General features: G+C 74.2%; 22 protein-coding genes and 1 tRNA gene. 11 read left to right on the forward strand and 12 right to left on the reverse strand.

Going from position 1 to position 22,874, the window contains the following annotated elements:
• Positions 1-68: 68 nt before the first annotated feature.
• On the forward strand, positions 69-842 hold the full coding sequence (locus tag ADL34_RS18540; RefSeq protein ID WP_062668860.1) for a sulfite exporter TauE/SafE family protein: 774 nt from the start codon (positions 69-71) through the stop codon (positions 840-842).
• Positions 843-875: 33 nt separating this feature from the next.
• Here ADL34_RS18540 and ADL34_RS18545 read toward each other — a convergent pair whose 3' ends face one another.
• Complete coding sequence (locus tag ADL34_RS18545) at positions 876-2,318, reverse strand: hypothetical protein (RefSeq protein ID WP_062668861.1); 1,443 nt, start codon at positions 2,316-2,318, stop codon at positions 876-878.
• Positions 2,319-2,506: 188 nt separating this feature from the next.
• Here ADL34_RS18545 and ADL34_RS18550 point away from each other — a divergent pair, with 188 nt between their 5' ends.
• Positions 2,507-3,262 (forward strand): cobalt-precorrin-6A reductase, encoded by a 756-nt coding sequence (locus ADL34_RS18550; protein WP_062668903.1) that lies wholly within the window; start codon positions 2,507-2,509, stop codon positions 3,260-3,262.
• Between the two features lie 3 nt (positions 3,263-3,265).
• On the opposite strand, the gene ADL34_RS18555 is transcribed toward ADL34_RS18550, so the two are convergent.
• From ADL34_RS18555 to ADL34_RS18565, 3 genes are all read right to left on the reverse strand, one after another.
• Positions 3,266-3,673, reverse strand: a complete 408-nt coding sequence (locus ADL34_RS18555; RefSeq protein ID WP_062668862.1) for a hypothetical protein — start codon at positions 3,671-3,673, stop codon at positions 3,266-3,268.
• 83 nt (positions 3,674-3,756) lie between these two features.
• Positions 3,757-4,530 (reverse strand): precorrin-6A synthase (deacetylating), encoded by a 774-nt coding sequence (gene cobF / locus ADL34_RS18560; protein ID WP_062668863.1) that lies wholly within the window; start codon positions 4,528-4,530, stop codon positions 3,757-3,759.
• Positions 4,531-4,673: 143 nt separating this feature from the next.
• Entirely contained in the window at positions 4,674-5,198 is a 525-nt protein-coding gene (locus tag ADL34_RS18565) for a DUF309 domain-containing protein (RefSeq protein ID WP_062668864.1), read from the reverse strand.
• A gap of 113 nt (positions 5,199-5,311) precedes the next feature.
• On the opposite strand from ADL34_RS18565, the gene ADL34_RS18570 reads away from it, so the two are divergent.
• The 6 genes from ADL34_RS18570 (at position 5,312) to ADL34_RS18595 (ending at position 10,600) form a co-directional block, all read left to right on the forward strand.
• A tRNA-Pro gene (locus tag ADL34_RS18570) sits at positions 5,312-5,385 on the forward strand.
• Positions 5,386-5,501: 116 nt separating this feature from the next.
• A complete protein-coding gene (locus ADL34_RS18575; protein WP_062668865.1) occupies positions 5,502-6,806 on the forward strand; it encodes an MFS transporter in 1,305 nt (434 codons plus the stop codon).
• A 71-nt stretch (positions 6,807-6,877) separates the two neighbouring features.
• Positions 6,878-7,540, forward strand: coding sequence for an NUDIX domain-containing protein (locus tag ADL34_RS18580; protein WP_062668866.1), 663 nt, complete (start codon positions 6,878-6,880; stop codon positions 7,538-7,540).
• 82 nt (positions 7,541-7,622) lie between these two features.
• Positions 7,623-8,438 carry a DUF427 domain-containing protein gene (locus ADL34_RS18585; RefSeq protein WP_062668867.1) on the forward strand — a complete coding sequence of 272 codons (816 nt, stop codon included), beginning with the start codon at positions 7,623-7,625 and terminating at the stop codon, positions 8,436-8,438.
• Positions 8,439-8,471: 33 nt separating this feature from the next.
• Complete coding sequence (locus tag ADL34_RS18590; protein WP_062668868.1) at positions 8,472-9,503, forward strand: aminoglycoside phosphotransferase family protein; 1,032 nt, start codon at positions 8,472-8,474, stop codon at positions 9,501-9,503.
• 29 nt (positions 9,504-9,532) lie between these two features.
• Positions 9,533-10,600, forward strand: a complete 1,068-nt coding sequence (locus ADL34_RS18595; protein ID WP_062668869.1) for a GNAT family N-acetyltransferase — start codon at positions 9,533-9,535, stop codon at positions 10,598-10,600.
• 16 nt (positions 10,601-10,616) lie between these two features.
• On the opposite strand, the gene ADL34_RS18600 is transcribed toward ADL34_RS18595, so the two are convergent.
• Positions 10,617-11,501 carry an alkaline phosphatase family protein gene (locus tag ADL34_RS18600; RefSeq protein WP_234375047.1) on the reverse strand — a complete coding sequence of 295 codons (885 nt, stop codon included), beginning with the start codon at positions 11,499-11,501 and terminating at the stop codon, positions 10,617-10,619.
• Positions 11,502-11,665: 164 nt separating this feature from the next.
• On the opposite strand from ADL34_RS18600, the gene ADL34_RS18605 reads away from it, so the two are divergent.
• From ADL34_RS18605 to ADL34_RS18615, 3 genes are read left to right on the forward strand one after another with little or no spacing between them, the layout of a single operon-like run.
• Positions 11,666-13,495: a hypothetical protein gene (locus tag ADL34_RS18605; protein WP_062668871.1), complete on the forward strand. Its 1,830-nt coding sequence runs from the start codon at positions 11,666-11,668 to the stop codon at positions 13,493-13,495.
• Entirely contained in the window at positions 13,492-13,875 is a 384-nt protein-coding gene (locus tag ADL34_RS18610) for a hypothetical protein (RefSeq protein WP_062668872.1), read from the forward strand. The genes ADL34_RS18605 and ADL34_RS18610 overlap by 4 nt, the downstream gene beginning before the upstream one ends.
• Positions 13,876-13,879: 4 nt before the next feature.
• A complete protein-coding gene (locus ADL34_RS18615; protein ID WP_062668873.1) occupies positions 13,880-14,692 on the forward strand; it encodes a glycoside hydrolase family 16 protein in 813 nt (270 codons plus the stop codon).
• Positions 14,693-14,701: 9 nt separating this feature from the next.
• Here the strand turns inward: ADL34_RS18615 and ADL34_RS18620 are convergent, their stop codons facing one another.
• From ADL34_RS18620 to iolD, 7 genes are all read right to left on the reverse strand, one after another.
• Positions 14,702-15,520, reverse strand: a complete 819-nt coding sequence (locus ADL34_RS18620; protein WP_062668874.1) for a polysaccharide deacetylase family protein — start codon at positions 15,518-15,520, stop codon at positions 14,702-14,704.
• A 6-nt stretch (positions 15,521-15,526) separates the two neighbouring features.
• On the reverse strand, positions 15,527-16,453 hold the full coding sequence (locus ADL34_RS18625) for a glycosyltransferase family 2 protein (protein ID WP_062668875.1): 927 nt from the start codon (positions 16,451-16,453) through the stop codon (positions 15,527-15,529).
• Positions 16,450-17,814 carry a lipopolysaccharide biosynthesis protein gene (locus tag ADL34_RS18630; protein ID WP_062668876.1) on the reverse strand — a complete coding sequence of 455 codons (1,365 nt, stop codon included), beginning with the start codon at positions 17,812-17,814 and terminating at the stop codon, positions 16,450-16,452. Before ADL34_RS18630 ends, ADL34_RS18625 begins: the two co-directional genes overlap by 4 nt.
• A 10-nt stretch (positions 17,815-17,824) precedes the next feature.
• Positions 17,825-19,120, reverse strand: a complete 1,296-nt coding sequence (locus tag ADL34_RS18635) for a glycosyltransferase (RefSeq protein WP_062668877.1) — start codon at positions 19,118-19,120, stop codon at positions 17,825-17,827.
• On the reverse strand, positions 19,117-19,917 hold the full coding sequence (locus ADL34_RS18640; RefSeq protein ID WP_062668878.1) for a glycosyltransferase family 2 protein: 801 nt from the start codon (positions 19,915-19,917) through the stop codon (positions 19,117-19,119). The genes ADL34_RS18635 and ADL34_RS18640 overlap by 4 nt, the downstream gene beginning before the upstream one ends.
• Positions 19,918-20,040: 123 nt before the next feature.
• Complete coding sequence (locus tag ADL34_RS18645) at positions 20,041-20,826, reverse strand: GntR family transcriptional regulator (RefSeq protein WP_062668879.1); 786 nt, start codon at positions 20,824-20,826, stop codon at positions 20,041-20,043.
• 168 nt (positions 20,827-20,994) lie between these two features.
• On the reverse strand, positions 20,995-22,872 hold the full coding sequence (iolD, locus tag ADL34_RS18650) for a 3D-(3,5/4)-trihydroxycyclohexane-1,2-dione acylhydrolase (decyclizing) (protein ID WP_062668880.1): 1,878 nt from the start codon (positions 22,870-22,872) through the stop codon (positions 20,995-20,997).
• Between the last annotated feature and the right edge of the window lie 2 nt (positions 22,873-22,874).

Raw genomic sequence — 22,874 nt, forward strand, 5'->3', positions numbered from 1 at the left:
CGGCGATCTCCCGGCAGACGAGACGGGCCTACCAGGACCTGATGTCCGCACATAACATCGGTCCCCGCATGGACACGATGACGCTGTGGCACATAACGGGCTGGGAGTTCGCCGCACTCGCCGGCGCGGCCCTCCTGGTCGGCTTCTCCAAGACCGCCGTGAGCGGCGCCAACACGGTCAGTCTGGCGGTCTTCGCCGCCGTACTGCCCGCACGCGCCTCCACCGGCGTCCTGCTGCCGATCCTGATCGCCGGGGACGTGCTCGCCGTCCTCACCTACCGGCGGCACGCCCACTGGCCCACGCTCTGGCGTCTGTTCCCGGCGGTCGCGGCCGGCGTCGTCCTCGGCACACTGTTCCTCGTGTGGGCCGACGACGGCGTCGTCCGCACCTCGATCGGCGCGATCCTGCTGATGATGGCCGCCGTGACCGTGTGGCGCCGCCGTGCCGCCGGGCGGGAGGACGACCCCGACGCCGTCACCACCCGCTCCGGCCGGCTCAAGGCCCGCTCCTACGGGGTCCTCGGCGGCTTCACCACGATGGTCGCCAACGCGGGCGGCCCCGTGATGTCGATGTACCTGCTGTCGGCCGGCTTCCGCAAGCTCGGCTTCCTCGGCACCTCCGCCTTCTTCTTCCTCATCGTCAACACCTCCAAGGTCCCGTTCAGCGCCGGACTCGGCCTGATCGACCGCTCCTCGCTGCTGCTCGACGCCGCGCTGGTGCTGTTCGTCGTCCCCGGCGCGCTGCTCGGCACCTGGGCCGTCACACGGATCAACCAGCGGCTGTTCGAACAGCTGGTGATCGCGGCGACGGTCGTGGGCGGGCTCCAGCTGCTGCTGCGCTGACGCCCGCCCCCGGGTTCAGGCGGCTCGGGAGGCTCAAGGGGCGATCCCGACCCCCTCGACCCTGCTCCACGCCCGCTCCTGCGCCGCCGTCATCGCCGGCCACCGCAGACCGCCCGGACGCGGCTCCACCCGGGAGGCGTACGGCGCGGGACGGAACGCCGGATCGTAGAAGCAGCCCGTGCCGTACGTCCGGTCGAACTCCTCGCACGACGCCGCCAGGGACCGGGGCGTCGGCCTGCGCCCCGTGCGCACCCAGGCGTCCAGCGCCGTGACGGAGGTGGCGTACTCGGCGTCGCTCAGCGCGCTGTGCTCGTGTTCCCGTGTGAACGACTGCACCAGGAACCGGTCCCGTCCGGCGCCCCGGAGGGTGTCCCGGTAGGCCGCCTCGTGCTCGACGAACGCCGTGGGGTCGTCGATCGCGTGCAGCGTCAGCACCGGCACCCCGACCCGCCCCGTCAGATCGCTGTCGTACGACAGGTCGCGCACCGCCGTCGGGTCGGGGGAGAAGCGTTCGACGCCGGCGTTCAGCGCCGCGTCGTCGTGCGAACCGGAGTAGCGCACCCCCCGGTTCCCGAACGGGTTCCGGCCGCCGAGGCGTTCGTGCACGATGTCGCGGAACGTGAAGGTGGCGAACCGCAGATGGGACTCCAGCGTGCGCTCCGGGATGCCGGTGACCGCCAGGATGTCGTCGAGGTTGCGCTGCTGGAGGGCCGTGCGCTCGGCCGGCGCGGAGGCGTACCCGGTGCACTCCTGGAGCCGGGCGCGCAGCCCCGCCGACGTCATGGTCGACCCGGCCCGCAGCCCCTGCCACAGCGGGTACTGCGGCTCGCTCGGGCGCGGGTGGTTGCCGCAGTAGTACTGATGGACGACGCGCAGGTCGACCCGGTAGTCGTAGCCGCGCGACCCGCCGCCGAGCACCCCGTTGGTGAGCAGCGCCCCGTCGTACGCCCCGCCCCGGCGGCCGTACCTCTCCACGACCTTCGCGGCGACGTCGCCGCCCCACGACTGGCCGTGCACGAAGGTGCGCCGGGGTCTGCCGAACGCGCCGACGAACACCCGGCGCGCGCTCTCCGTGTCGGCGGCCGCCATCCGCGTCCCGTACCCGCCCCGCCGGTACGACGAGCCCGCCCAGGCGTACCCCTCCTTCACCATCACCGACCAGCGGCCCAGGTCGTCCAGACTGCGCGCCGGGTCCGACTCGGCGCCGAGGTCGGGCCCGCCGTGCGCGTGCACCACCAGTGAACCGTTCCAGTCGGTGGGCACCGCGAGCGCGTAGTAGGCGCCGTTCGCGTCCTGGCCGGTGTAGCAGTCGGCCCGCCCGGCGAGTTCGTCCGGGCACGCGGCGCGTACCGGCCCGGCGGTCTCCCCGCGCGCCTGGGAGGCTCCCGCCAGCAGTCCGGCGGCGAGGGTCCCCGCCAGCACGGCGGCGAGCGTCGTGCGCCGGGCCGCCGCCACCGGGACCGATCTGCGGATCACTGCCTGGGTTCTCGTCCAGTCCACGACGCTGCTCCCTCGCCCTCGTCCACGACGCCTCGTCCAGGCGTGCGCGGCGATGCTAGGGAGCGGGCGGGCGCGCCCACCACGGTCCGGCCGTTGTGTTCATAGTGTTCGTCCGGCGTCAGGGCGCCGACCGGCCCCGGCCGCCCACCTCGTACGCTCGCCCCATGTCCCCCCGCCACATCCTGGTCCTCGGCGGAACCACCGAGGCCCGCGAACTCGCCGCCGCCCTCGCGGCGCACCCCGGCGTGCGCGTGACCACCTCGCTCGCCGGACGTGTGTCCCGCCCCGGCGCGGTCGCGGGGGACGTACGCGTCGGGGGCTTCGGCGGCGCCGACGGCCTGGCCGCCTGGCTGCGCGCCGAACACGTCGACACCGTCGTCGACGCCACCCACCCCTTCGCCGTGTCGATCACCGACAACGCGATGCGCGCCGCCCGCGCCACCGGAGTCCCGGCCGTGGTGCTGCGCCGCCCCGGCTGGCGCCCTGAGCCCGGCGACCGCTGGCACGAGGCCGCCTCGCTCGCCGGGGCCGCCGCGCTCCTGCCGGACCTCGGCCCCCGGGTGCTGCTGACCACCGGCCGCCTGGGCCTGGCCGCCTTCGCCCACCTGGACGGCCTGCGCTTCGTCGTCCGCTGCGTCGAACCGCCCGGGCCGCCCCTGCCCGCGCACACCGAAGTACTGCTGGCCCGCGGCCCGTTCACCGTGTCCGGCGAGACGGACCTGCTGCGCGACCACCGCGTCGACGTGCTCGTCACCAAGGACAGCGGTGGCTCGGCGACCGCGCCCAAACTCACGGCGGCCCGCCGGCTCGGCCTCCCCGTGGTGGTCGTACGCCGCCCCGTGCTCCCGGAGGGGGTGGAGGCTGTACCGGACGTGCGGGGAGTCCTGGAACGGCTCGGGCTGGGCGGCCGGACCGGGTGACCGTCAGCGGGTCAGCGTCTCGAAACCGGCCGTGGCGCAGTACTCCACCGCCCGGCCCTCGGCGGCGCCGTCGCCGCGCAGCGCCGCGACGGTGACGTCGAGCATGGTCGCGCCGTCACCGGCCCCCTCGTACGAGGCGCTGGACAGCCGCCGCGCGGCGGTGACCACCGCATCCCCGGCCTCCTCGGCGGCGTCGGAGCCGGCTCCGTGCTCGGCGGAGTTCCTGACGCGCTGCCAGGCTCCCAGCTGCCGGCAGTAGTTCTCCTGCCACGCCCGGTCGAACTCGGACCCGCCGGTGTCGCCGGTGTCGCCGGAGTCGTCGGACGAGCAGCCGACCATCAGGACGGCGACCGCCACCACCCCCGCGATCCCTCCCGCGACCCGTCGCCCGCGCCCGCTGCCGTGCTCCATGACCGTCCCCTCCCCGAGCCCCTCCCCGAACCGACGACGGGAGAGTATCGATCATGGGACTGACCGCACACGCGCCGGGTGCTCTACCGCTCCCGCGGGTTCCTGCGCAGCAGATAGGTGTCCATGATCCAGCCCTTGCGCTCCCGGGCCTCCGCCCGCAGCCGCTCGATCTCGGGCGCGGCCTCGGCGATCGGGCCCGAGACCAGGATCTCGTCGGGCGTGCCCAGATAGGCGCCCCAGAAGATGTCGATGTCCTCACCGGCGTACCGCCGGAAGCCCTGGTGCGCGTCGAGCATCACCACCACGTCGTCCACGCCCTGCGGGAACCCCTCGGCCAGCCGCCGCCCGGTGGTGATCTGCACCGGCCGCGCGACCCGGTTCAGGCCCGTGCGGTGCCGGGCGGCCAGCGAGGAGACACTGCTGATGCCGGGCACGACGTCGTACGCGAAGTCGACCGCCCCCGAGGCCAGCACCTCCTCCAGGATCGCGAGCGTGCTGTCGTACAGCGCGGGATCGCCCCACACCAGGAAGGCGCCCGTCTCGTCCTCGTCCAGCTCCTCGGCGATCAGCCGCGCGTAGATCCCGGCCCGCGCGCTGCGCCAGTCGCCGACCGCGGGGGAGTACGCGGCGCCGCCGGCCGAGCGGTCCCGCTCGGGGTCCCGCGCCTCGACGACCCGGTACGTTCCCTCCGGGACATGCGCGTCCAGCAGGTCCCTGCGCAGCCCCGTGAGGTCCGACTTCACCTCGCCCTTGTCGAGGATGAAGAACACGTCCGTGTCCCGCAGCGCCCTGACCGCCTGGAGCGTCAGCTGCTCGGGGTCACCCGCGCCGATGCCGATCACATGAATGGTTCGCACGCCCCGAGTCTGCCGCACACCGCCGGCAGCCCCGACACCGCGTCCGGCCCGCCCTTCACGCCGCTCCCCGCAGCCCCGGCACCGCGTCCGGCCCGCCCTTCACGCCGCTCCCCGCAGCCCCGGCACCGCGTCCGGTCCGCACCTCACGCCGCTCCCCGCAGCCTCGGCGCCCGCTCCCGCGCGTCCACGGGGCGGCCGTCCCGCTCCACGTCGTCCGCGAGCTCCCGCGCCCACACCGCGAGGGCCGCCGGGTCCAGTCCGTGCGTCCGCTCCATCCTGGCGCGCGCCGCCCACTCCTCCACGGCCCCGGCCCCGCGCCGCAGCAGCCGCGCCCCGCCGGTCACGTTTCCGCGGGCCGCGTGCGTGAGCCCCACGGCGAGCTGCGCCAGCCCCCGCCACAGAGCCCGCTCGTCCTCGGGCCCCGACTTCCAGGCGTCCTCGAACACCTCGTGCGCGTGGAACGGCTTCCCCGCGTCCAGCAGCTCCTGCGCCTCGGCGACCGTCTCCGCGGGCGTGCGCACGACCCCCTCCGGCTGCCGGGCCACCCCGTCGGCGCCGTACGGCAGCGGCCGCCCCAGCCCGTCCCGGGGCCGTGCGTTCCGTGCCCGGCCCTCGGCGTCCCGGTCCCGCGCCGCTGCCTGTCCTCGTTCCGGTGATGTGCTGCCCATGCGCCCGATTGTCCCTCCCCGCCCGTCCGACACGGGCGCCCGCTTCGGCGCGGGGGACCCCGTGGGGTAAAGTGCTGTCCGCCCGAGCGCGCGGTGCTCCGCGCGGCAGGCACCGGGACGTGGCGCAGCTTGGTAGCGCACTTGACTGGGGGTCAAGGGGTCGCAGGTTCAAATCCTGTCGTCCCGACTCGTGAGAGTCGCAGACAAAGGCCGGTTTCGGACTCGTCCGGAAGCGGCCTTTGATCATTCCTGGGGGGACACCATGTCCGGGCAGCCGGAGCGGACGCCGGCGAGCCGCCGGTCATGATCGCAAGACTTCTCGCGGTGCTGCCCGACCTGGCTCCCTGGCGTTCCTCCCGGGACTTCCGCCTGCTGTGGGTGCAGGGGCTGGTCACCTACCTCGGCAGCGTCATGGCGCTGATCGCGCTGCCGCTGCAGATCAAGGAACTGACCGGCTCACCGCTCGCGGTCGGCGCGATGGGCGCCGTCGAACTCGTTCCCCTGGTCGTGTTCGGCCTGTACGGCGGGGCGCTCGCGGACGCCGTGGACCGCCGCAAGGTCATCGTGCTGACCGAGGCGGGGCTGGGCCTGCTCGCCGTCGTACTGCTGGCCAACGCGCTGCTGCCGCACCCCATGCTGTGGCCGCTGTACCTGGTGGCCGCCGGAGTCGCGGCACTCGCCGGACTCCAGCGCCCCGCGCTCGACTCGCTGCTGGCCAGGATCGTCCCGCACGACCAGCTCGCCGCCGCGGCCGCGCTGAACGCCCTGCGCTGGCAGGCCGGCGCGATCGCCGGACCCGCCCTGGCCGGCCTGGTGGTGGCCTACGCGGGCAACGTCCCGGCCTACGCGACCACGGTCGGCTGCTTCCTGCTCTCCGTGCTGATGTGCCGGCTGCTCTCACCGGTGCCGCCCGCCGAGCACGCGGCGAGGCCGTCGCTGCGCGGCATCGCCGAAGGGGCGCGGTACGCGTGGTCCCGGCCGGTCCTGCTGGGCACCTACACGGTGGACCTGGCCGCGATGGTCTTCGCCTTCCCCAACACGATCTTCCCCTTCCTCGCGGACGAGCTCGACGCCGAGTGGGCGCTGGGCCTGATGTACTCCGCGGGCGCCGTCGGGTCGCTGCTGCTCAGCCTGACCAGCGGCTGGGTCTCCCGCAGCTCCCGGCACGGCCTGCTGGTGGTGTTCGGCGCCGCCGGCTGGGGGCTGGCCATGACGGCGGCCGGCTGGACGTCGAACGTGTGGCTGGTTCTGGTGTTCCTGGCCCTCGCGGGAGCGGGCGACATGCTCAGCGGCCTGGGCCGCTCGACCATCTGGAACCAGACCATCCCCGACCGGCTGCGCGGCCGGCTCGCCGGGATCGAGGTCCTCTCGTACAGCGTCGGCCCCCAGCTGGGCCAGGTGCGCGCGGGCGCGATGGCCGGCTGGACCGGTGCCCGTCCGGCGATCTGGGGCGGCGGGCTCGCCTGCGTCGCCGCCGTGGGCCTGCTCGCCGCCGCACTGCCGGGCCTGACGCGCTACGACGCCCGGACCGACCCGGACGCCCGCCGCCGGGCCGCCGGAGCCGCCGGCACCGAACCGGGCCCGGAGGACGTGGACCTCGTCGGGTGACCCGCGCGGGCCCGGCCGGGATGGTGGAATCGCCCCATGACCAACTCGCTCAGCCACCCGGCCGGTGCCCGATGACCGCCGGCATCGACACCCCCGACCGCCGCGGCCGCACCGGGCTCGACCGGGCCGGCCGGGACCTCACCGGCAACCCCCGGGTCCGGGTCCGCGACGTGCAGCTGCTGTCCAGCCACTGGTACGTCGAACGCACCACCACCTTCGACTTCCGGCACGCCGACGGCACCTGGAGCACCCAGCAGCGCGAGACCCACGACCGGGGCAACGGGGCCACCATGCTGCTGTACGACACCGGGCGCGAGACCGTCCTGCTCACCCGCCAGTTCCGCTTCCCCGTCTACGTCAACGGGCACCCCGACGGCATGCTGGTCGAGACCCCGGGCGGACTGCTCGACGAGGACGACGAGCACCCGGAGATCGCCGTGCGCCGCGAGGTGGTCGAGGAGACCGGGCACACCATCGGCGCGGTCCAGCACGTCTTCGACGTCTACATGAGCCCCGGCTCGGTCACCGAACGCGTCAGCTTCTACGCCGCCGAGTACGGGCCGTCGACCCGCACCCACGAGGGCGGGGGACTGGAGGAGGAGGGCGAGGACATCGAGATCGTCGAACTGCCCTTCCGCCGGGCCCTGAAGATGATCCGCACCGGGGAGATCGCCGACGCCAAGACGATCATGCTGCTGCAATGGGCGGCGCTGGAGGGGCCGTTCGCGAAGTGACCCTCCGGCCGCGCGCCCGGCCCGCCCTGCTGACCGGGCGGGCCGGGAGTACGCTCCGAAGAGGAGCCGAAGGAGAGTGGGCATGCCTCTGTTCCCGACCGAGCGGTCCGTGCGGACGACCCCGGAGGGCCTCCTGTGGGAGCCGAGCGAGCGCTGGGTCCGCGGCCTCAAGGCCGACGTCACGGTCGTCGACAGCAGGCACCCGGTCCTCGTCTGGGAACCCGATGTCCCCGTCCCCTGCTATTCCTTCCCGCGCGAGGAGGTCCGCACGGACCTCCTGCGCCCCGCGAGCGCCCCCACACCGGGCCGGCACACGGGATCGCAGGTCTTCTACGACCTCCTGGCCGGCGGTGACGTCCTGGAGAACGCGGCCTGGACGTTCCCGGCCGCCGACCTCGCGGGGCACATCTCCTTCGAGTGGTTCCGGCGCCGGGGCACCGGACTCGACCACTGGTTCGAGGAGGAGGAAGAGATCTTCATCCACCCGCGCGACCCGCACAAACGCGTCGACGCCCTGCCCAGCGGCCGCCACGTCCGCGTCGAGATCGAGGGGACCGTCGTCGCCGACAGCCGGCGCCCCGTGCTGCTCTTCGAGACCGGGCTGCCCACCCGCTACTACCTGCCCCGCGAGGACGTCCGCCTGGACCTCTTCGAGCCCACCGACCACAGCACGGGATGCCCGTACAAGGGCACGGCCCGGTACTGGACCTGGCACGGCGAGGGCGAGGTCCCCGCGAACGTCCTCTGGAGCTACGACGCGCCACTGGCGGCCGTGGCCCCCGTGAAGGGACTGCTCGCGTTCTACAACGAGGCCGTCGACATCACCCTGGACGGCGAACGCCTCCAGCGGCCCGAGACGCCGTTCAGCGACACGCTGCGCCCGTCCCGGCGCCCGTAGGAGAGGCCCGCCGACCGGCCGGAAGGGGGCCGGATGACGCTCACCCGGGCACTGCGGGGCGTGCTGCCCCTGCGGCCCGCCGGACTCCTGACGCGCCCGGCCGACACCCGGACGGCGCTCGCCCTCGCCGACTCGCTCGGCGCGGGGCACCCCCGAGGCGCCCGCCGGACCTTCTCCGACCTCCTCGTGTTCGAGCTCGACGGCGACCCGCCCGCCCTGGTGAAACACCCGCGCAGCGCGCGGGCGGTGGACTCCCTCACGGACGAGTGCGCCACCGTGCGGCGCCTCGCCGCGGACGAGCGTCTCGGCGACTGGCGGCGACTGCTCCCCGCCCTCGAACTGTGCCGCCTGGAGGGGCCGCGTCCCTCCCTCGTCGTGGAGAGCCGCCTCCCCGGCGTCCCCGCCGACACGCTGCTGCGCCGCTCCCCGCACCTGGGCCGCGCGGTCGCCCTGTCCGCGCTCGCCGAGATCCGCCGGCTGCACCGCGCCACCGGGCGCGGCGCCCGGGCGGCGGATTGGGGCGGCGACTGGGTCGACACCCGGGTGGCCGTGCTCGCCGACGAGATCCCCTGGTGCCGCCGGGGGCCGGGCGCGGCGGCCCTCGGCGCGCTGCGGGAGCGCCTGGCCCACGACCTCGCCGGCCGTCGGCTGCTCGTCGGATGGACCCACGGCGACTTCCACCCCGGCAACGTGCTGACGGACGGCGCCGGTGCGGTGCGCGGGCTGATCGACTGGGCGGGCGCCGACCCGGACGGCCCCTGCGTGCTCGACTGCCACACCTTCGTCCTCACCCTGCGGCACCAGCGGGAGCGCCGGCAGTTCGGGCACCTCGTCGCCGACGTCGTCCGAGCCGGCACCCTGCCGCCCGGGGACCGCCTGCTGCTCTCCGAGGCCGGCGCGCTCGGCCCGGACCCGCGCGGGCAGGTCGCGCTCACCCTGCTCACCTGGCTCTGGCACGTCGCCGGCAACGCCCGCAAGTCGGCCCGCTACGGCCGCAGCCACCGCTGGGTCGCCGACAACGTGGTGCCCGTGCTCGACGAGGTGGCAGCCCGCCCGGCGCCCTGACCACGACGTCCGTCCCCGAGGAGGCCGACGTGCCCACCCACTCCGGCGTCCGTGCCGGCCCGGCCCGTATCATCACCCCCGTCCCCCGGGACGTCTGGTGGGAGGTGGCGGCACAGGACCCGCACTGCCGTGTCACGCAGACGCCCACCTGGCTCGACTGCCTGTGCGCCACCGGACACCACCGCGACGCCGGCCGGCTCTACGAGTTCGGCGACGGCACCCGGATCGTGGTCCCGCTCGCCGGCCGGCACCGGCCCGGTCGGCTCGACGCGACGGAGTCCTGGCCGGCCGGATGGGGGATCGGCGGGCCCGTCGTGCAGGGGGACGCCGGACCGGAGAAGGCGCGGGCCGTCCTCCACGACCTCCTGCGGCGGCCCGCGCTCCGGGTGGGCCTGCGACTGCGCCCCGGCGACGGCGAGTTGTGGGCGGCGGCGGCCCCCGCGGCGTTCCGCGTCGAGCCGCGGACGACCCAGGTGGTGGACCTCGCCGGCGGGATCGAGGCCGTACGGCGGGGCTACCACACGCAGGTGCGGCGGGACGTGCGCCGGGCCGAGCGTACGGACGTCGAGGTGGAGGTGGACCGCACCGGCCGCCTCGCGCCCGTGTTCTACGGCCTGTACGAGAAGTCGATCGAACGCTGGGCCGGCCGGCAGCACGAACCACTGGCGCTGGCCCGGCTGCGCAGACGGCACGACTTCCCCAGCAGCCGGCTCGACACCGTCGCCGAACGGTTCGGGGAGTCCTGCGCCATCTGGGTGGCCTGGTACCAGGGGATGCCCTGCGCGTCGATCGTCGTACTGCGGCACGCCGGGCACGCCAAGTACTGGCGGGGCGCCATGGACCGCGAGCTCGCCCACCCCTGCCGCGCCAACGCCCTGCTGCACCACCTGGCGATCGAGGAGGCGTGCGCGGCGGGCTGCGACCGGTACGACATGGGCGACTCCGCACCCGGGTCCTCGCTGGCCCGCTACAAGGCGAACTTCGGGGCGCGGAGCCTCGCCACCCCCCTCTGCTTCCGGGAGCGGCTGCCGCTCTCCGCCGCCGAGCACGCGCTGCGGGAGACCGCGAAACGGGTCATCCGCTTCCAGGACGCCTGACACGCCGTCGCGGGCGTCAGTCCTTCCAGATGTCGAGGGGCTTCGCGTCGGCGCTGTGCCCGAGCGGTTCGAGGCCGTAGGCGTCCAGGAGGGTACGCAACAGGCCGTACAGGTTGTTCGGCTGGTCGTGGTCGCCGGGGCGGACCGGCTCGCCGGCCACGACCGTCGGGATGTGGTTGTCCTCGTCGCCGCCGCCCTCGTCCTCGTCCCAGGTGACGACGAGCAGGCTGTTGTGGGTCATCGCCCAGCGGGCGTAGTCCCCGAGGTTGTCCCGCAGCCAGGTGTCGGCCCGGCGGACGCTCCCGTCGTGCATGTCGTTGTCGAGGTTCGGCACCACGAAGGACACCGTCGGCAGCTCGGAGTAGTCCTCCGGGAAGTCCGTGAAGGGCCGGTTGACGGACGCCGGCAGGCTGGTGAAGTTCACCCAGGGGTTGTGCCGGCGCACGTACGCGCCGCTGACGCAGCCCCGGTAGCCCACCCTCGGCAGGTCCTCCGCGTAGCCCACGAAGGTCAGTCCGGCCTGGAGCAGCTCGGAGCCGAGGCTGCGGCCCGGGACGTCGTGCGGGCAGTCGTTGTCCGTGACGCCCTGGGTGGAGCCCGAGAACAGGGCGATGTAGTTCGGCTGGCTCGGGTACGTGATGGCGAAGAACTGGGTGAGGTTGGCGCCCGTGCGGGCCAGTTCGTTGAGATACGGCGCCTGCGACGAGCCGATGACGCTCTCGTAGTTGCGGTTCTCCTCGACGACCACCACCACGTGGTCCGGCCGGGGGACACCGCCGTCCTCGTCCCCGGAGCCACCGCAGCCCGCGGCCGGCCCCAGCAGGGCCAGCGCGGCGGCCCCGGCGAACAGCGTCCTCGTACGGCGGCCCGGCCGGACCGACGGCCTCACTCGTGGTCTCACTGCGCTCCTTCCGGACGGGGGACGACTGCGGTGAGGAAGGGCCGGCGTACCGCCCCGCGCACCCGGCCGTCGCACACTGCCGGGCTCATAAAACGGAACTATCCTGATTTCTAGCACCAATGCCTCGAACAGGCGGCGCGAGTCGCCGTGCGGGAGGCGACCCGATGGGCAGGCGTTCGACGCTGACGAACGACCGGACGGCGCCGCATACCGGCGTCGAGGCGCGTCTGCCCGGTGCCTCCCAGCTCCCCCGAGCAGTGTCTTCACGCTCCAGGACGCTGCACTGGGCGGCCCGTGTCCCGCTGCCCCTCGCCCTCGCGCTGTGGCTGCTCTCGCTGCGCGGCGTCCGGCTGGACCGGATGGACGACCTGGGCCTGCTCCAGGTGCTCCCCGTCCTCTTCTGGGTCGCCCTCGGCCTGCTCGTCACGGGTTTCTGCGTGGCCCTGTCCGACCGGCGCACCCCCGGCGGCTGGTACGCGGCCTATGTGCTGGGGCTGATCGCCGTCCTGCACGCCACACCGTGCCTCCTGTATTCCACGCTCCGGTACGGCTGGGCGTGGAAACACGTCGCCGTCGTCGACGCGATGATCCGCAACGACGGCCGGGTGCCGGGCGCGGAACAACTCGACGTCTACGACCAGTGGCCCGGCTTCTTCCACCTCAACGCCCTGGTGGTGCAGGCGACCGGACTGGAGTCCGCCCTCGGGTACGCCGTGTGGACCCCGCCGGTCCTCAACGCCCTGCTGCTCGCCCCCCTGCTGCTGGCCTACCGTGCGGTGACGCGGGACCGGAGGCTGATCTGGGGCGCGGTCTGGGTCTACTACTCCTGCTCCTGGGTGGGACAGGACTACTTCGCCCCGCAGGCGTTCGCGTTCCTGCTCTTCGTGACGGTGATCGCGCTGGTCCTGCGGCAGCTGCCGACGGCCGCCGCCAGATCCGGGCGACCCGCCATCGCGGGCTGGCCCGTCGGCCGGCTCGCGGCCGTCGTACTGATCCAGGCCGCGATCATCTGTTCCCATCCGCTGACCCCGCTGATGCTGGTCACCGCCCTGGCGGCGCTGTCGATCCCCCGCCGCAACCGGCGGGTGGCGCTCCCGGTGCTCGGCTCTGCCACGCTGCTCACCGTCCTGTGGGACACCACCGTCGCGCGGCCGTATGTCTTCGGCCACATCGGCGAGTTCGTGAACGCGCTGACCGAGCCGGACTCCAACGTGGCCTCCGGGCTGGCCGCCCTGGGCGACGCCGCGCCGGGACAGATCCTGGTGTCCTGGATCGACCGGGGCCTGTCCGCCGCCGTCTTCCTGCTGGCCGCCGTCGCCTTCGCCGCCCGCCCCTGGACCCGCCGCACAGGCATGCCGCTGCTCGTCCTGGCCCCGCTGCCCGTCCTGGCGGCCAACGCCTACGGCGGCGAGATGATCTTCCGGGCCTTCCTGTTCGCGCTGCCCGCCGCCGCCTTCATGGTGGCCGCCCTGCTGTTCCGCTGGGACCGGCGCCCCCGGCTGCGGGCACTCGCCGTCTGGCCCGTGCTGCTGGCCATGGTCGGCGGGCTGCTGTTCGGCTACTACGGCAAGGAGTCGGCGAACCGCTTCACCGAGGACGAGGTGGCGGCGGCCCGCTTCATCACGGCGACCACCCCACCCGGATCGCTGATCGTCACGCTCACCTCGGACGTCCCCGGCCTCGACACGAACTACGACCTCCACCCCCGCATCCAGCTCAACGAGCAGGACACCGCGGACATGAGACGGGTGGCCGACAACCCCCTGCGGGGACTGGAGCCGTTCATCGAGGGCGCGACCGTGCGCGAACCCGCGTACATCCTGCTGAGCCGCGCCCAGGAGGCCGAGCTGTACCTGACCGGGGCCCTGCCCGCCGACACGGTGCGGCGGCTCACCGGCCAGATGTCGGAGACCTGGGGCTTCGTGCCCGTCTACCGCAACGAGGACGCCGTGGTCTACCGGTACCAGAACCCGGACAACTGGGAGCAGCCATGACGGTGTTGCGCGCGCGGGCGGCGCGGAGCGTCGAGGGGCGCCGGGTCCGGCTCGCTCTCGCGCTCTCCGGGTGGGTCGCCGTCGCCGTGGCCGCCCTAGCGCCGGACGCGTCCGCCTTCCGGGTGCTCGTCACCACGGCGTTCCTGTTGCTGGGGCCCGGGGCGGCGGCCGTGCGCTGGACCCGGCTCACGTCGCGGTCCGACGCGGGATGGCCGGCGCTCCTGGAGACCGGCCTGCTGACCCTCGTGCTGAGCGCGTGTCTGGCCGTGGTCGTCTCCGTGGCCCTGTACCTCATCGGTGGGTTCACGATGGTCCTGGCGCTCGTCGTCCTGGCGGCCGTCACGTCCGTCCTGGCGCTGCTGCCCGGGGAACGGCGGTAGGGCTGTGGGACCCCGCCGTCTGTGGACCGCCCTGGCCGCCCTGGGACTGCTGTTCGCGGCGGCCTGCGGCACCGACGGGGCCCCGGCGGCGGAATCGCCCGTGCCGAGCGGCTGGAAGCTCGTGCTGCGCGAGGAGTTCGACGGCACACGGCTCGACACGGACCGGTGGGCCACCTGCTACGACTGGAACAAGGACGGCTGCACCAACGCGGGCAACGCCGAGGAACAGTGGTACCTGCCCCAGCAGGTGAGCGTGGGGGACGGCGCGCTGACGCTGACCGCGCAGCGGCGCACCACCCGGGGCAGCGACGGCACCACCTACCCCTGGCGGTCCGGCATGATCTCGACCGGCCGTGACGACTGGTACGGCGACCCCCGCGAGACCTTCACCTACGGCTACTTCGAGGCAGCCGTCCGCATCCCCCGGGAGGCGGGCATGTTCCCGGCGTTCTGGCTGATGCCCGCGTCCCGGTTCACGCCGCCCGAACTGGACGTCATGGAGTTCCTCGGCACCACCCGGGAGGTCTCCATGTACACGCACTGGAAGGGCCCGGAGGCCGACGAACGGGCGAAGGGCACCTTCGGACCCGTCGACTTCCCCGACCGCTACCACGAGTTCGGGCTGCTGTGGACCTCGGACGAGCTGAGCTGGTACGTGGACGGTGTGCGGCGGTTCCGGGTGACCGAACCGGAGCGGATCCCGCACGTCCCCATGGAGGTCCTGCTCAACCTGGCGGTGGGGGTCCCCGCCTCGCCGCCGTCCTCCGTCGACGAGGCCCGGATGACGGTGGACCGGGTCCGCGTCTGGCAGCCGTGACCGGCCGGCTCAGGGCGGTACCGCGGAGCGGGGCAGCGCCGGGTAGGGGCGGCCGACGCCCGCCCGCAACCGCCGGTAGGCACGCCAGGCCCGGGTCCGCGGCCGCTCCGGGAACGGGGCCACCGGCGCTCCCGCACCCCGCGCCCAGGTCCGGAACCGCTCCCGACCGGTGTCGGCGCGCACCATCAGCCGGGCGATGCGCATCGGTTCGTCCGCGGCCGAGCTGAAGCCGTGCCGGACGGCGGTCGCCGACGTCCAGCCCGCCTCCCGCACCAGCTCCCGGACGGGGCGGCTGGAGTAGCCGTGCGGATAGGCGAAGGCGTCGACGCGATGGCCCAGTTCGTCCTGGAGCCGGGCCTTGCAGCCCTCGATCTCGGCGCGGGCCCGGTGCCGGGGCAGCACGTCCAGCTGGGGATGCGTGCGGGTGTGCCCGCCGATCTCGACACCCGCCGCGTCCAGTTCGCGCAGCTCCCGCCAGGTCAGCATGGCGGCGGGCGGGAACGCGCCGGGCACCGGTGTGCCGAGCGCGTCGGTGACGACGTACAGGGTCGCGGGCAGGTTCCGCGCGGCGAGCAGCGGGGCCACGGCGGTACGGAAGTCGGCGAAGCCGTCGTCGAAGGTCAGCACGGCGGGCCGGGGCGGCAGGGGCGGCCCGCCGCGCAGCGCCGACACGAGGCTGCGCAGGGGGACCACGGTCAGCCCCGCGTCCGCGAGCAGCCGCACCTGCTCGGCGAAGGCGTCGGGGCGCACGGTGAACGGGGCGATCCACGACGGGGGGTCGGCGCACACCGAGTGGTACACGAAGACGGGGACGGGAGGGCACGGCACACCGGATCACCTGGCCAGGGGAGCCCGCACCGTACCCACGGCGTACCCGGCGGCGGTGGCGCCGACGCCCAGTGACAGGGCGGCGACCGTGCGCGCCGGCGCCGGGCGGCCCGGGCGCAGCGCCTGGCGGACGGCACGAGGGATGGTCGAGCGCAGGTACGCGCGCTCGCTGGACAGCGCGGTCACTCCGGCGCTGTGCCGGGCGACCACGGCCTTGGACAGCCCCTCGGCGTAGCAGCGTGAGCGGTAGTACGACCAACTGGCGCGCCGGGCGGGCACCTTGTGGCGGACGGCCGCCGTGGGGTCGTAGAGCAGCACCGCACCCGGGTCGCGGCCGGTGATCCGCAGGCACAGTTCCGTCTCCTCGCAGCCCAGCGGACGCGTGCCGACCCGTCCGAGGTCGGTGCGGAAGCCGCCCGCGGCGAGCAACCGCTCCCTGCGGAAGGACATGTTGGCCCCGATGAAGTTCCGCACCGGCGCGGCCTCCTGGGGCAGTCCGCGGTACGAGCACCCCACCACCCAGTCGAACTCGGGCGGGAACCAGGCCGGGCGCCCGGACTGCCACCACGGCACGACCAGCCCGCCCACGCCGGCCACCCGGGGGTCGTCGTAGCGGCTCAGCAGCCGTTCCGTCCAGGAGGGTTCGGCGACGGCGTCGTCGTCCAGGAAGGCCACCACGTCCGACACGGCGGTCCGCACCCCGGTGTTGCGCGCTCCGGACAGGCCCCGGCGCTCCCGGTTGGCGACGACACGGGCCGTGGTCAGCCGCTCGGTTGCGCGCCGGTGGAGGGCGGGACAGTGGTCGATCACCAGCACGATCTCGTCGGGCGGACGCCGCTGGGACTCCAACGAGGCCAGCGCGGCCCGGAGGTCGTCCCAGCGGTCGAGCGTGTACGCGCACACGACGACGGAGAGGCTCGGGGCGGTGTTCATGAGGTACTCCCGGAGGTGGGCACCAGCCAGCGGGACCGGAGCAGCAGCAGCGGCGCCGCGACCAGGCACTCGGCGAGGAGCCAGGCGACACCGGCTCCCGTCACGCCGAGCACGGGGAGCAGCACCCGTGACAGCCCCAGCACCAGGACGCACAGGGCGACCTGCAGTCCGACCACGAGACGCATCCGGCGGCGGGCGCGCAGCACGTCGACGGCCACGCTGAACACCAGGTTCGGCAGCGCGGCCAGCGCCAGCAGACGCAGCACGGTGGTGGCGTGCTCGGCGTAGCCCGGCCCGAACAGGGCGAGGATCCACGGGGCGCCCGCCACGATCACGAGGACCCCGGCCGCCAGCAGCGTCCCGGAGTGGCGCAGCACCCGCAGCCCGTGCTCGACGAGCCGTTCGGGCCGGCGCACGACCTCGACGACGAGGGAGCTCCCCATGTTGCGCACCACGAGGAACAGCACGTAGCCGATGATCCAGGCGAGCGAGAAGTAGGCGCTCTGGTCCGGGCCCAGGGTGTTGAGCACGAGCAGCGGCACCAGGGTGTAGGCGGCCATGCGGAACAGCGAACCGCTGTAGTCGGCGGCGGCGTAGCGCAGCAGCCGCGGCGGGCGGGCCGATCCGGGGGCGTCCCGTTCGTGGCTCGGCACCGCCCGCCGCAGCAGCAGGTAGTTGGCCACCAGCAGGGACACGAACAGGGCGCCCGCCCACGACATGAGGATGCCGGAGCGCACCGCCAGGAACGCCCCGGCGGCCAGCAGGAGGATCTTGGCCGCGGCGAAGACGAGATTCTCCGCGATCACCCAGCCGGGCCGGCGCAGCGCGGTGAGGGCGCCGTCCTGGAGGACGAAGACCGTGTAGGCGGCGGTCGCCGCGACGAAGCAGGCACCCAGCGCCGGATGGCGCAGGAAGCCGAGGTCGGGGGCGAGGAGGGGGACGAGGGCGACGAAGACGGCGGCGACCACGGCGCTCCAGGCGGCGCTCACCGCGTAACTGGCGAGCAGCAGCCTGCGCGTGTGGCGGCCCGAGCACGGCAGGAAGCGGATGAGGAAGTCGTTGAGGTTGAGCTGGCCGATGTTGGCCAGCAGCAGGGAGGCGGAGAGCGCGGAGTAGCTGAGCCCCACGTCCTCGTCGTCGTACCAGTGCGTGGCGAACAGCCAGAAGACGGAGCCCACTCCGGCGTTCACCAGCGAACCGATGGCCAGCAGATGGCCGTTGCGCACCAGCGGCTCGCTCGGCAGCACCCGGGCCACCCCGGCGCGCACCGCCGTCACGGCCGAGCGGCGGCCGCCCTGCCCGACGGCGCCCGCCGGGGCGCCGGTGCGTCCCGTCTGGCCGAGGTCGCGTGGGGCGTACACGGCCCGCTCCTCAGTGCGGTCCGCCGCCCGCGCCGTTGAGCCGGCGGCTGCGGAGATAGCCGAAGGGCCCGTACAGCAGTCCGCGCAGCTCCAGCAGGGCGAGCCGCCGCGACCAGACGGTGTCCTCGGCCAGCCGGCCGTGGGCCCGGGTCAGGGCGAGCAGGACACCCCTGGGCAGCGCGCGCAGCAGGGCCGGCAGCATACGGGGCTCGTGGACCAGAGCGGCCGTCAGATAGGCGCCGAGCCCGGCACCGTAGCCGAACGCCTGCCCGTCCAGGGCGTCGCGGGTGCGGCGATGGCGGTGCCAGACGACCGCGTCGGGCTGGTAGGCGAGGGTCTGGCCGGCCGCCAGGACCCGGAAGAAGGCGAGCAGGTCGTCCCCGCCGCGCGCCGGTGTGCCTACGCCCGTCGCCGGGTCGAAGCCGCCCAGGGCGCGCAGCGCGTCCACCCGGAACGCCATGTTGGTGCCGGAGCCGAACCGTCCCGCGGTGAACGGGAAGAGCGGGTCGTCCGGCGGATGCCGCAGCGAGAAGGTCCGGAACTCGTACCCCTTGGCGAACTGCCCGTGCCGCTCCAGGGCGTTCTGCGCGGCCGTGCGCAGCTCCGCCGGGACGATGAGGCCGGTGACGCACGTCGTCCGGGGGTCACGGGCGAAGCCCTCGACGAGGGCCGGCAGCCAGAGCGGATCGACCAGGGTGTCGTCGTCGGTGAAAGCGGCGATGTGGCCGCGGGCCGCCGCGAGCCCCCGGTTGTGGGCGTGGGCCAGACCGGGCCTCGGCTCCCTGAGGTAGCGCAGCCGGTGCCGGTACTCGCCGAGGACGAGCCGCGCGGTGGCGTCGTCGGCGGGGGCGTTGTCCACGACGATCACTTCGAACCACGGGTACTCGGTGCGCAGCAGCGTGTCGAGGCACTGCCGCAGCATCTCCGGGCGGTTGTGCGTGGCGACGATCACGCTGGCGGGCGGTGTCGCGAACGACCGCGCCGCGGACGCCGGCCGCCGGTCGGGGGGCGAGTCGGCGTGCTGGTGCCGGGTGGCCGCGTCGGCCAGGGCCAGCCAGAGGCCGGCGGGACTGTCGGCGCCGCCGGTCGCGGAGACCAGCCCGAGCGGATGGCCCCGCCGCCGCACCAGGGCCAGGACCGGCGCACGGGGGCGGACCGATCCCTGGCCGCCGGGCGGGCGGAACTCGTGCGGCCGCGCCAGGTCCATGTCGACCACGTCGACGGGCGTGTACGGGGCCCTCGGGTGCGGGGCGCTCGCGAGGGTACGGCGGCGAGCGGCCGGCCGAGGCGGGCGGGCGATGCTCATGCCGCGCCCCGCTCCGCCCTCGCCGCCTTCCAGGCCGCCGGCCGCTCGGCGAGCAGGGTGCGCAGCACGCGCTGCCCGTCGGAGAGGGCGTGCAGGTTGGACCGGCCGCTGCGGCGGGGCAGTTCGAGGCTCGGGACCTCCGCGATGCGCAGTCCGGAGCACAGGGCGTGCGTGATCATCTCGGTCTCGATCTCGAACCCGGAGGAGTGCAGGTCGAGGTCGTCCAGGAAGCTGCGGCGGAAAGCGCAGAAGCCGTAGCAGAGGTCGGTGAGCGACGCGTCGTACAGGTGGTTCACGGCGGCCAGCAGGACGCGGTTGCCGAACTGCCGGAAGCGCGTGATGTCCAGGGAGCCGCCGCCCGCGATGAACCGCGACCCCTTCACGAAGTCGTACCCGTGGTCCAGGAAGTGCAGGAAGTGCGGGATCTCGCCGGGGGACATGCTGCCGTCGGCGTCCATCATGACGATGTGGTCGCCGCTCGCGGCGTCGAAGCCGGTGCGCAGGGCGTTGCCCTTGCCGGGGCCCCGCTGCGGGACGCTGCGCACGGCGGGCAGGCAGTCCCGGGCCATGTGCAGGGTGGCGTCGACGGAGGAGCCGTCGACGAGGATCACCTCGTCCACGCAGTCCGGGATCTGCTCGAAGACCCAGGGGATGTTGCGTGCCTCGTTGAGGGCGGGGACCACCAGGCTCACGGTGGCCCGAGGGGGCGGGCGGTCCTCCGCCCGGCGCCGCGGATGGTCGTCCGGCCGCGCCAGGAGGGCGGTCCGGTCGTCGAGTCGGGTGCTGTTCGTGTTCATGATGCCGTCTCCGCGGAGGGGCTGCGGCGGATGCCCGGACGGGCGGTGTCGACGCCATATGCTTACGACGTATACGTGCTTATTCTGCTCCTATCGGACAAATGGTCAAGTGGAGTCGCCGGATCAGGACCGGACCATCAACTGGAAGTCGAACGCGTACCGCGACGCCCGGTAGATGTGCGTCCCGTACTCCACCGCCCGCCCCGTGTCGTCGTACGCCGTGCGCTGCATCGTCAGCAGGGCCGCGCCCTTGCGCTCGCCGAGGCGGGCGCCCTCCTCGGCGGTGGCGCGGCGGGCGCCGACCGTCTGGTGGGCGCTGTGCAGGGTGATGCCGACCGCCCGCATCATCCGGTACAGGCCCGTCGCCTCCAGCCGGGCCGTGTCCAGGTCCAGCAGGTCGGCCGGAAGGTAGTTGCACAGGATCGCCACCGGCTGCCCGTGCGTGCTGCGCAGCCGCTCCAGGACCGTGACCTCGGCGCCCTCCGCGACCCCGAGCGCGGCGGCCACGCCGGCGGGCGCCGGGACGCGCTCGTTGCGGACGACCCGCGTCGTCGGACCCTGGCCGGCCGCCTCCAGATCGTCGTAGAGGCTGCTCAGCTCCAGGGGGCGTTTCACCTGGCTGTGCACCACCTGCGTGCCCACCCCGCGCCGCCGGATCAGCAGTCCCTTGTCGACCAGCGACTGGATGGCCTGCCGGACGGTGGGCCGGGACAGGCCCAGCCGCACCGACAGGTCGACCTCGTTGCCCAGCAGGTCGCCCGGGGCGAGCGCCCCGCGGGTGATCGCCGCCTCCAGCTGCTGCGCGAACTGGTGGTACAGCGGCACCGGACTGCCCCGGTCCAGGGTGAAGTCCAGCGGGTCCAGCGCGGACCGGGATCCTGCGCGGGCGGCGCCACGGGTCCTCGCCATCGGACGAACCTCCCTGTCCGGGTCAGGAATCGCTGGGGAAAACGAGGCCGACGCCGCCGTGGCGGCCGGACGTGCTCTCGACGGGCCTGCCGTCGATCCAGTGCGTGAGGGTCTTCATGAGGACGCGGGGACCTTCCGGGAGCAGAGGGGGGAGCGGGGGAGGACGGCTCACAGGTGGTGGCGGCGGGCGGTGACCTGCCGGTCGTAGCGTTCGCGGGCCTCGACGGCGGCCTCGCGCCCGGCGACCTCGGCGACGGGGACGTCCCACCACGCCTCGGCGCCCGGCGCGGTCGACCGCGTGGTGTCCGTCTCGACGTACACGCAGGTCGGCCGGTCCGAGGCACGGGCGGCGGCCAGCGCCTCCCGCAGCTCGCCCACGGTCTTGGCGCGCAGCACCTCCATGCCGAGGCTGGCCGCGTTCGCGGCGAGGTCCACGGGCAGCGGGGCGCCGGTGAAGCCGCCGTCGGCGGCCCGGTGGCGGTAGGCGGTGCCGAACCCCTCGCCGCCGGTCTCGGCGGACAGACCGCCGATGGAGGCGTAGCCGTGGTTCTGGATCAGCACGACGTTGACCGGCAGGCCCTCCTGCACGGCGGTCACGATCTCCGTCGGCATCATCAGATACGTGCCGTCCCCGACCAGCGCCCACACCGGGGTGCCCGGCGCGGCCTGCTGGACGCCGATCGCCGCCGGGATCTCGTAGCCCATGCAGGAGTAGCCGTACTCCAGGTGGTACTGGCGCGGTGAGCGCGCCCGCCACAGCTTGTGCAGGTCTCCGGGGAGCGAACCGGCCGCGTTGATCACCACGTCGTCGTCGCCGACGACCGTGTCCAGCGCGCCCAGCACCTGGGTCTGCGTCGGGACGGTGGTGTCGTCGTCGGCCCGGTAGGCGGCCTCGACGACCGCGTCCCAGCGCTCCCGCCCGGCCCGGTACTCCGCCTCGTAGGCGGCGTCCACCCGGTGCCCGGCCAGCGCCTCGGTGAGGGCGGTGAGCCCGGAGCGCGCGTCGCACACGAGCGTCCGCGCGGACATCTTGTGCGCGTCGAAACCGGTGATGTTGACGTTCAGGAAGCGCACGTCCGGGTTCTGGAAGAGGGTGCCGGACGCCGTCGTGAAGTCGGTGTACCGGGTGCCGACGCCGATCACCAGGTCCGCGGCGCGGGCGAGGCCGTCGCTCGGCGAGGTGCCGGTGTGCCCGATCCCGCCGAGGTCGGCGGGGTGGTCGTGGCGCAGCGAGCCCTTGCCGGCCTGCGTGGACGCCATCGGGATGCCGGTCGCCTCGACGAACCGCCGCAGCGCGTCTTCTGCCTCGCTGTGGTGCACGCCGCCGCCCGCGACGAGCAGCGGGCGCCGCGCCGAGCGGATCGCCTCGACGGCCGCCGCCAGCTCGGCCGGGTCCGGCGCGGGACGCCGTACGGGCCAGACGCGCTCGGCGAAGAACTCCTCCGGCCAGTCGTATGCCTCCGCCTGCACGTCCTGGGGGAGGGCCAGCGTCACCGCGCCGGTCTCGGCGGGGTCGGCGAGCACCCGCATGGCGTGCAGCGCGGACGGGATCAGGGCCTCGGGGCGGGTGATCCGGTCGAAGTACCGGGAGACGGGGCGCAGCGTGTCGTTGACCGAGACGTCCGCCTCCGTCGGGTGCTCCAGCTGCTGGAGCAGCGGGTCGGGGGCGTGCGAGGCGAAGTAGTCGCCGGGCAGGAGCAGGACCGGCAGGCGGTTGATGGTGGCGAGGGCCGCGCCGGTGACCAGGTTGGTGGCGCCGGGGCCGATCGACGTGGTGACCGCCTGCGCGGAGAGCCGGTTGAGCTGGCGGGCGTGGCCGACGGCCGCGTGCACCATGGACTGCTCGTTGCGCCCCTGGTGGAACGGCATGGCCTCCTCGCCCGCCTCCAGCAGCGCCTGGCCCACACCGGCCACGTTGCCGTGCCCGAAGATGCCCCAGGTGCCGGCGATCAGCCGGTGCCGGGCACCGTCGCGCTCGGTGTACTGCACGGACAGGAACCGCACCAGCGCCTGGGCGACGGTCAGGCGGACGGTGGATGAGCTCATGG

The organism is Streptomyces sp. NRRL WC-3605 (genome assembly GCF_001509795.1).
GTDB lineage: Bacteria > Actinomycetota > Actinomycetes > Streptomycetales > Streptomycetaceae > Streptomyces > Streptomyces viridochromogenes.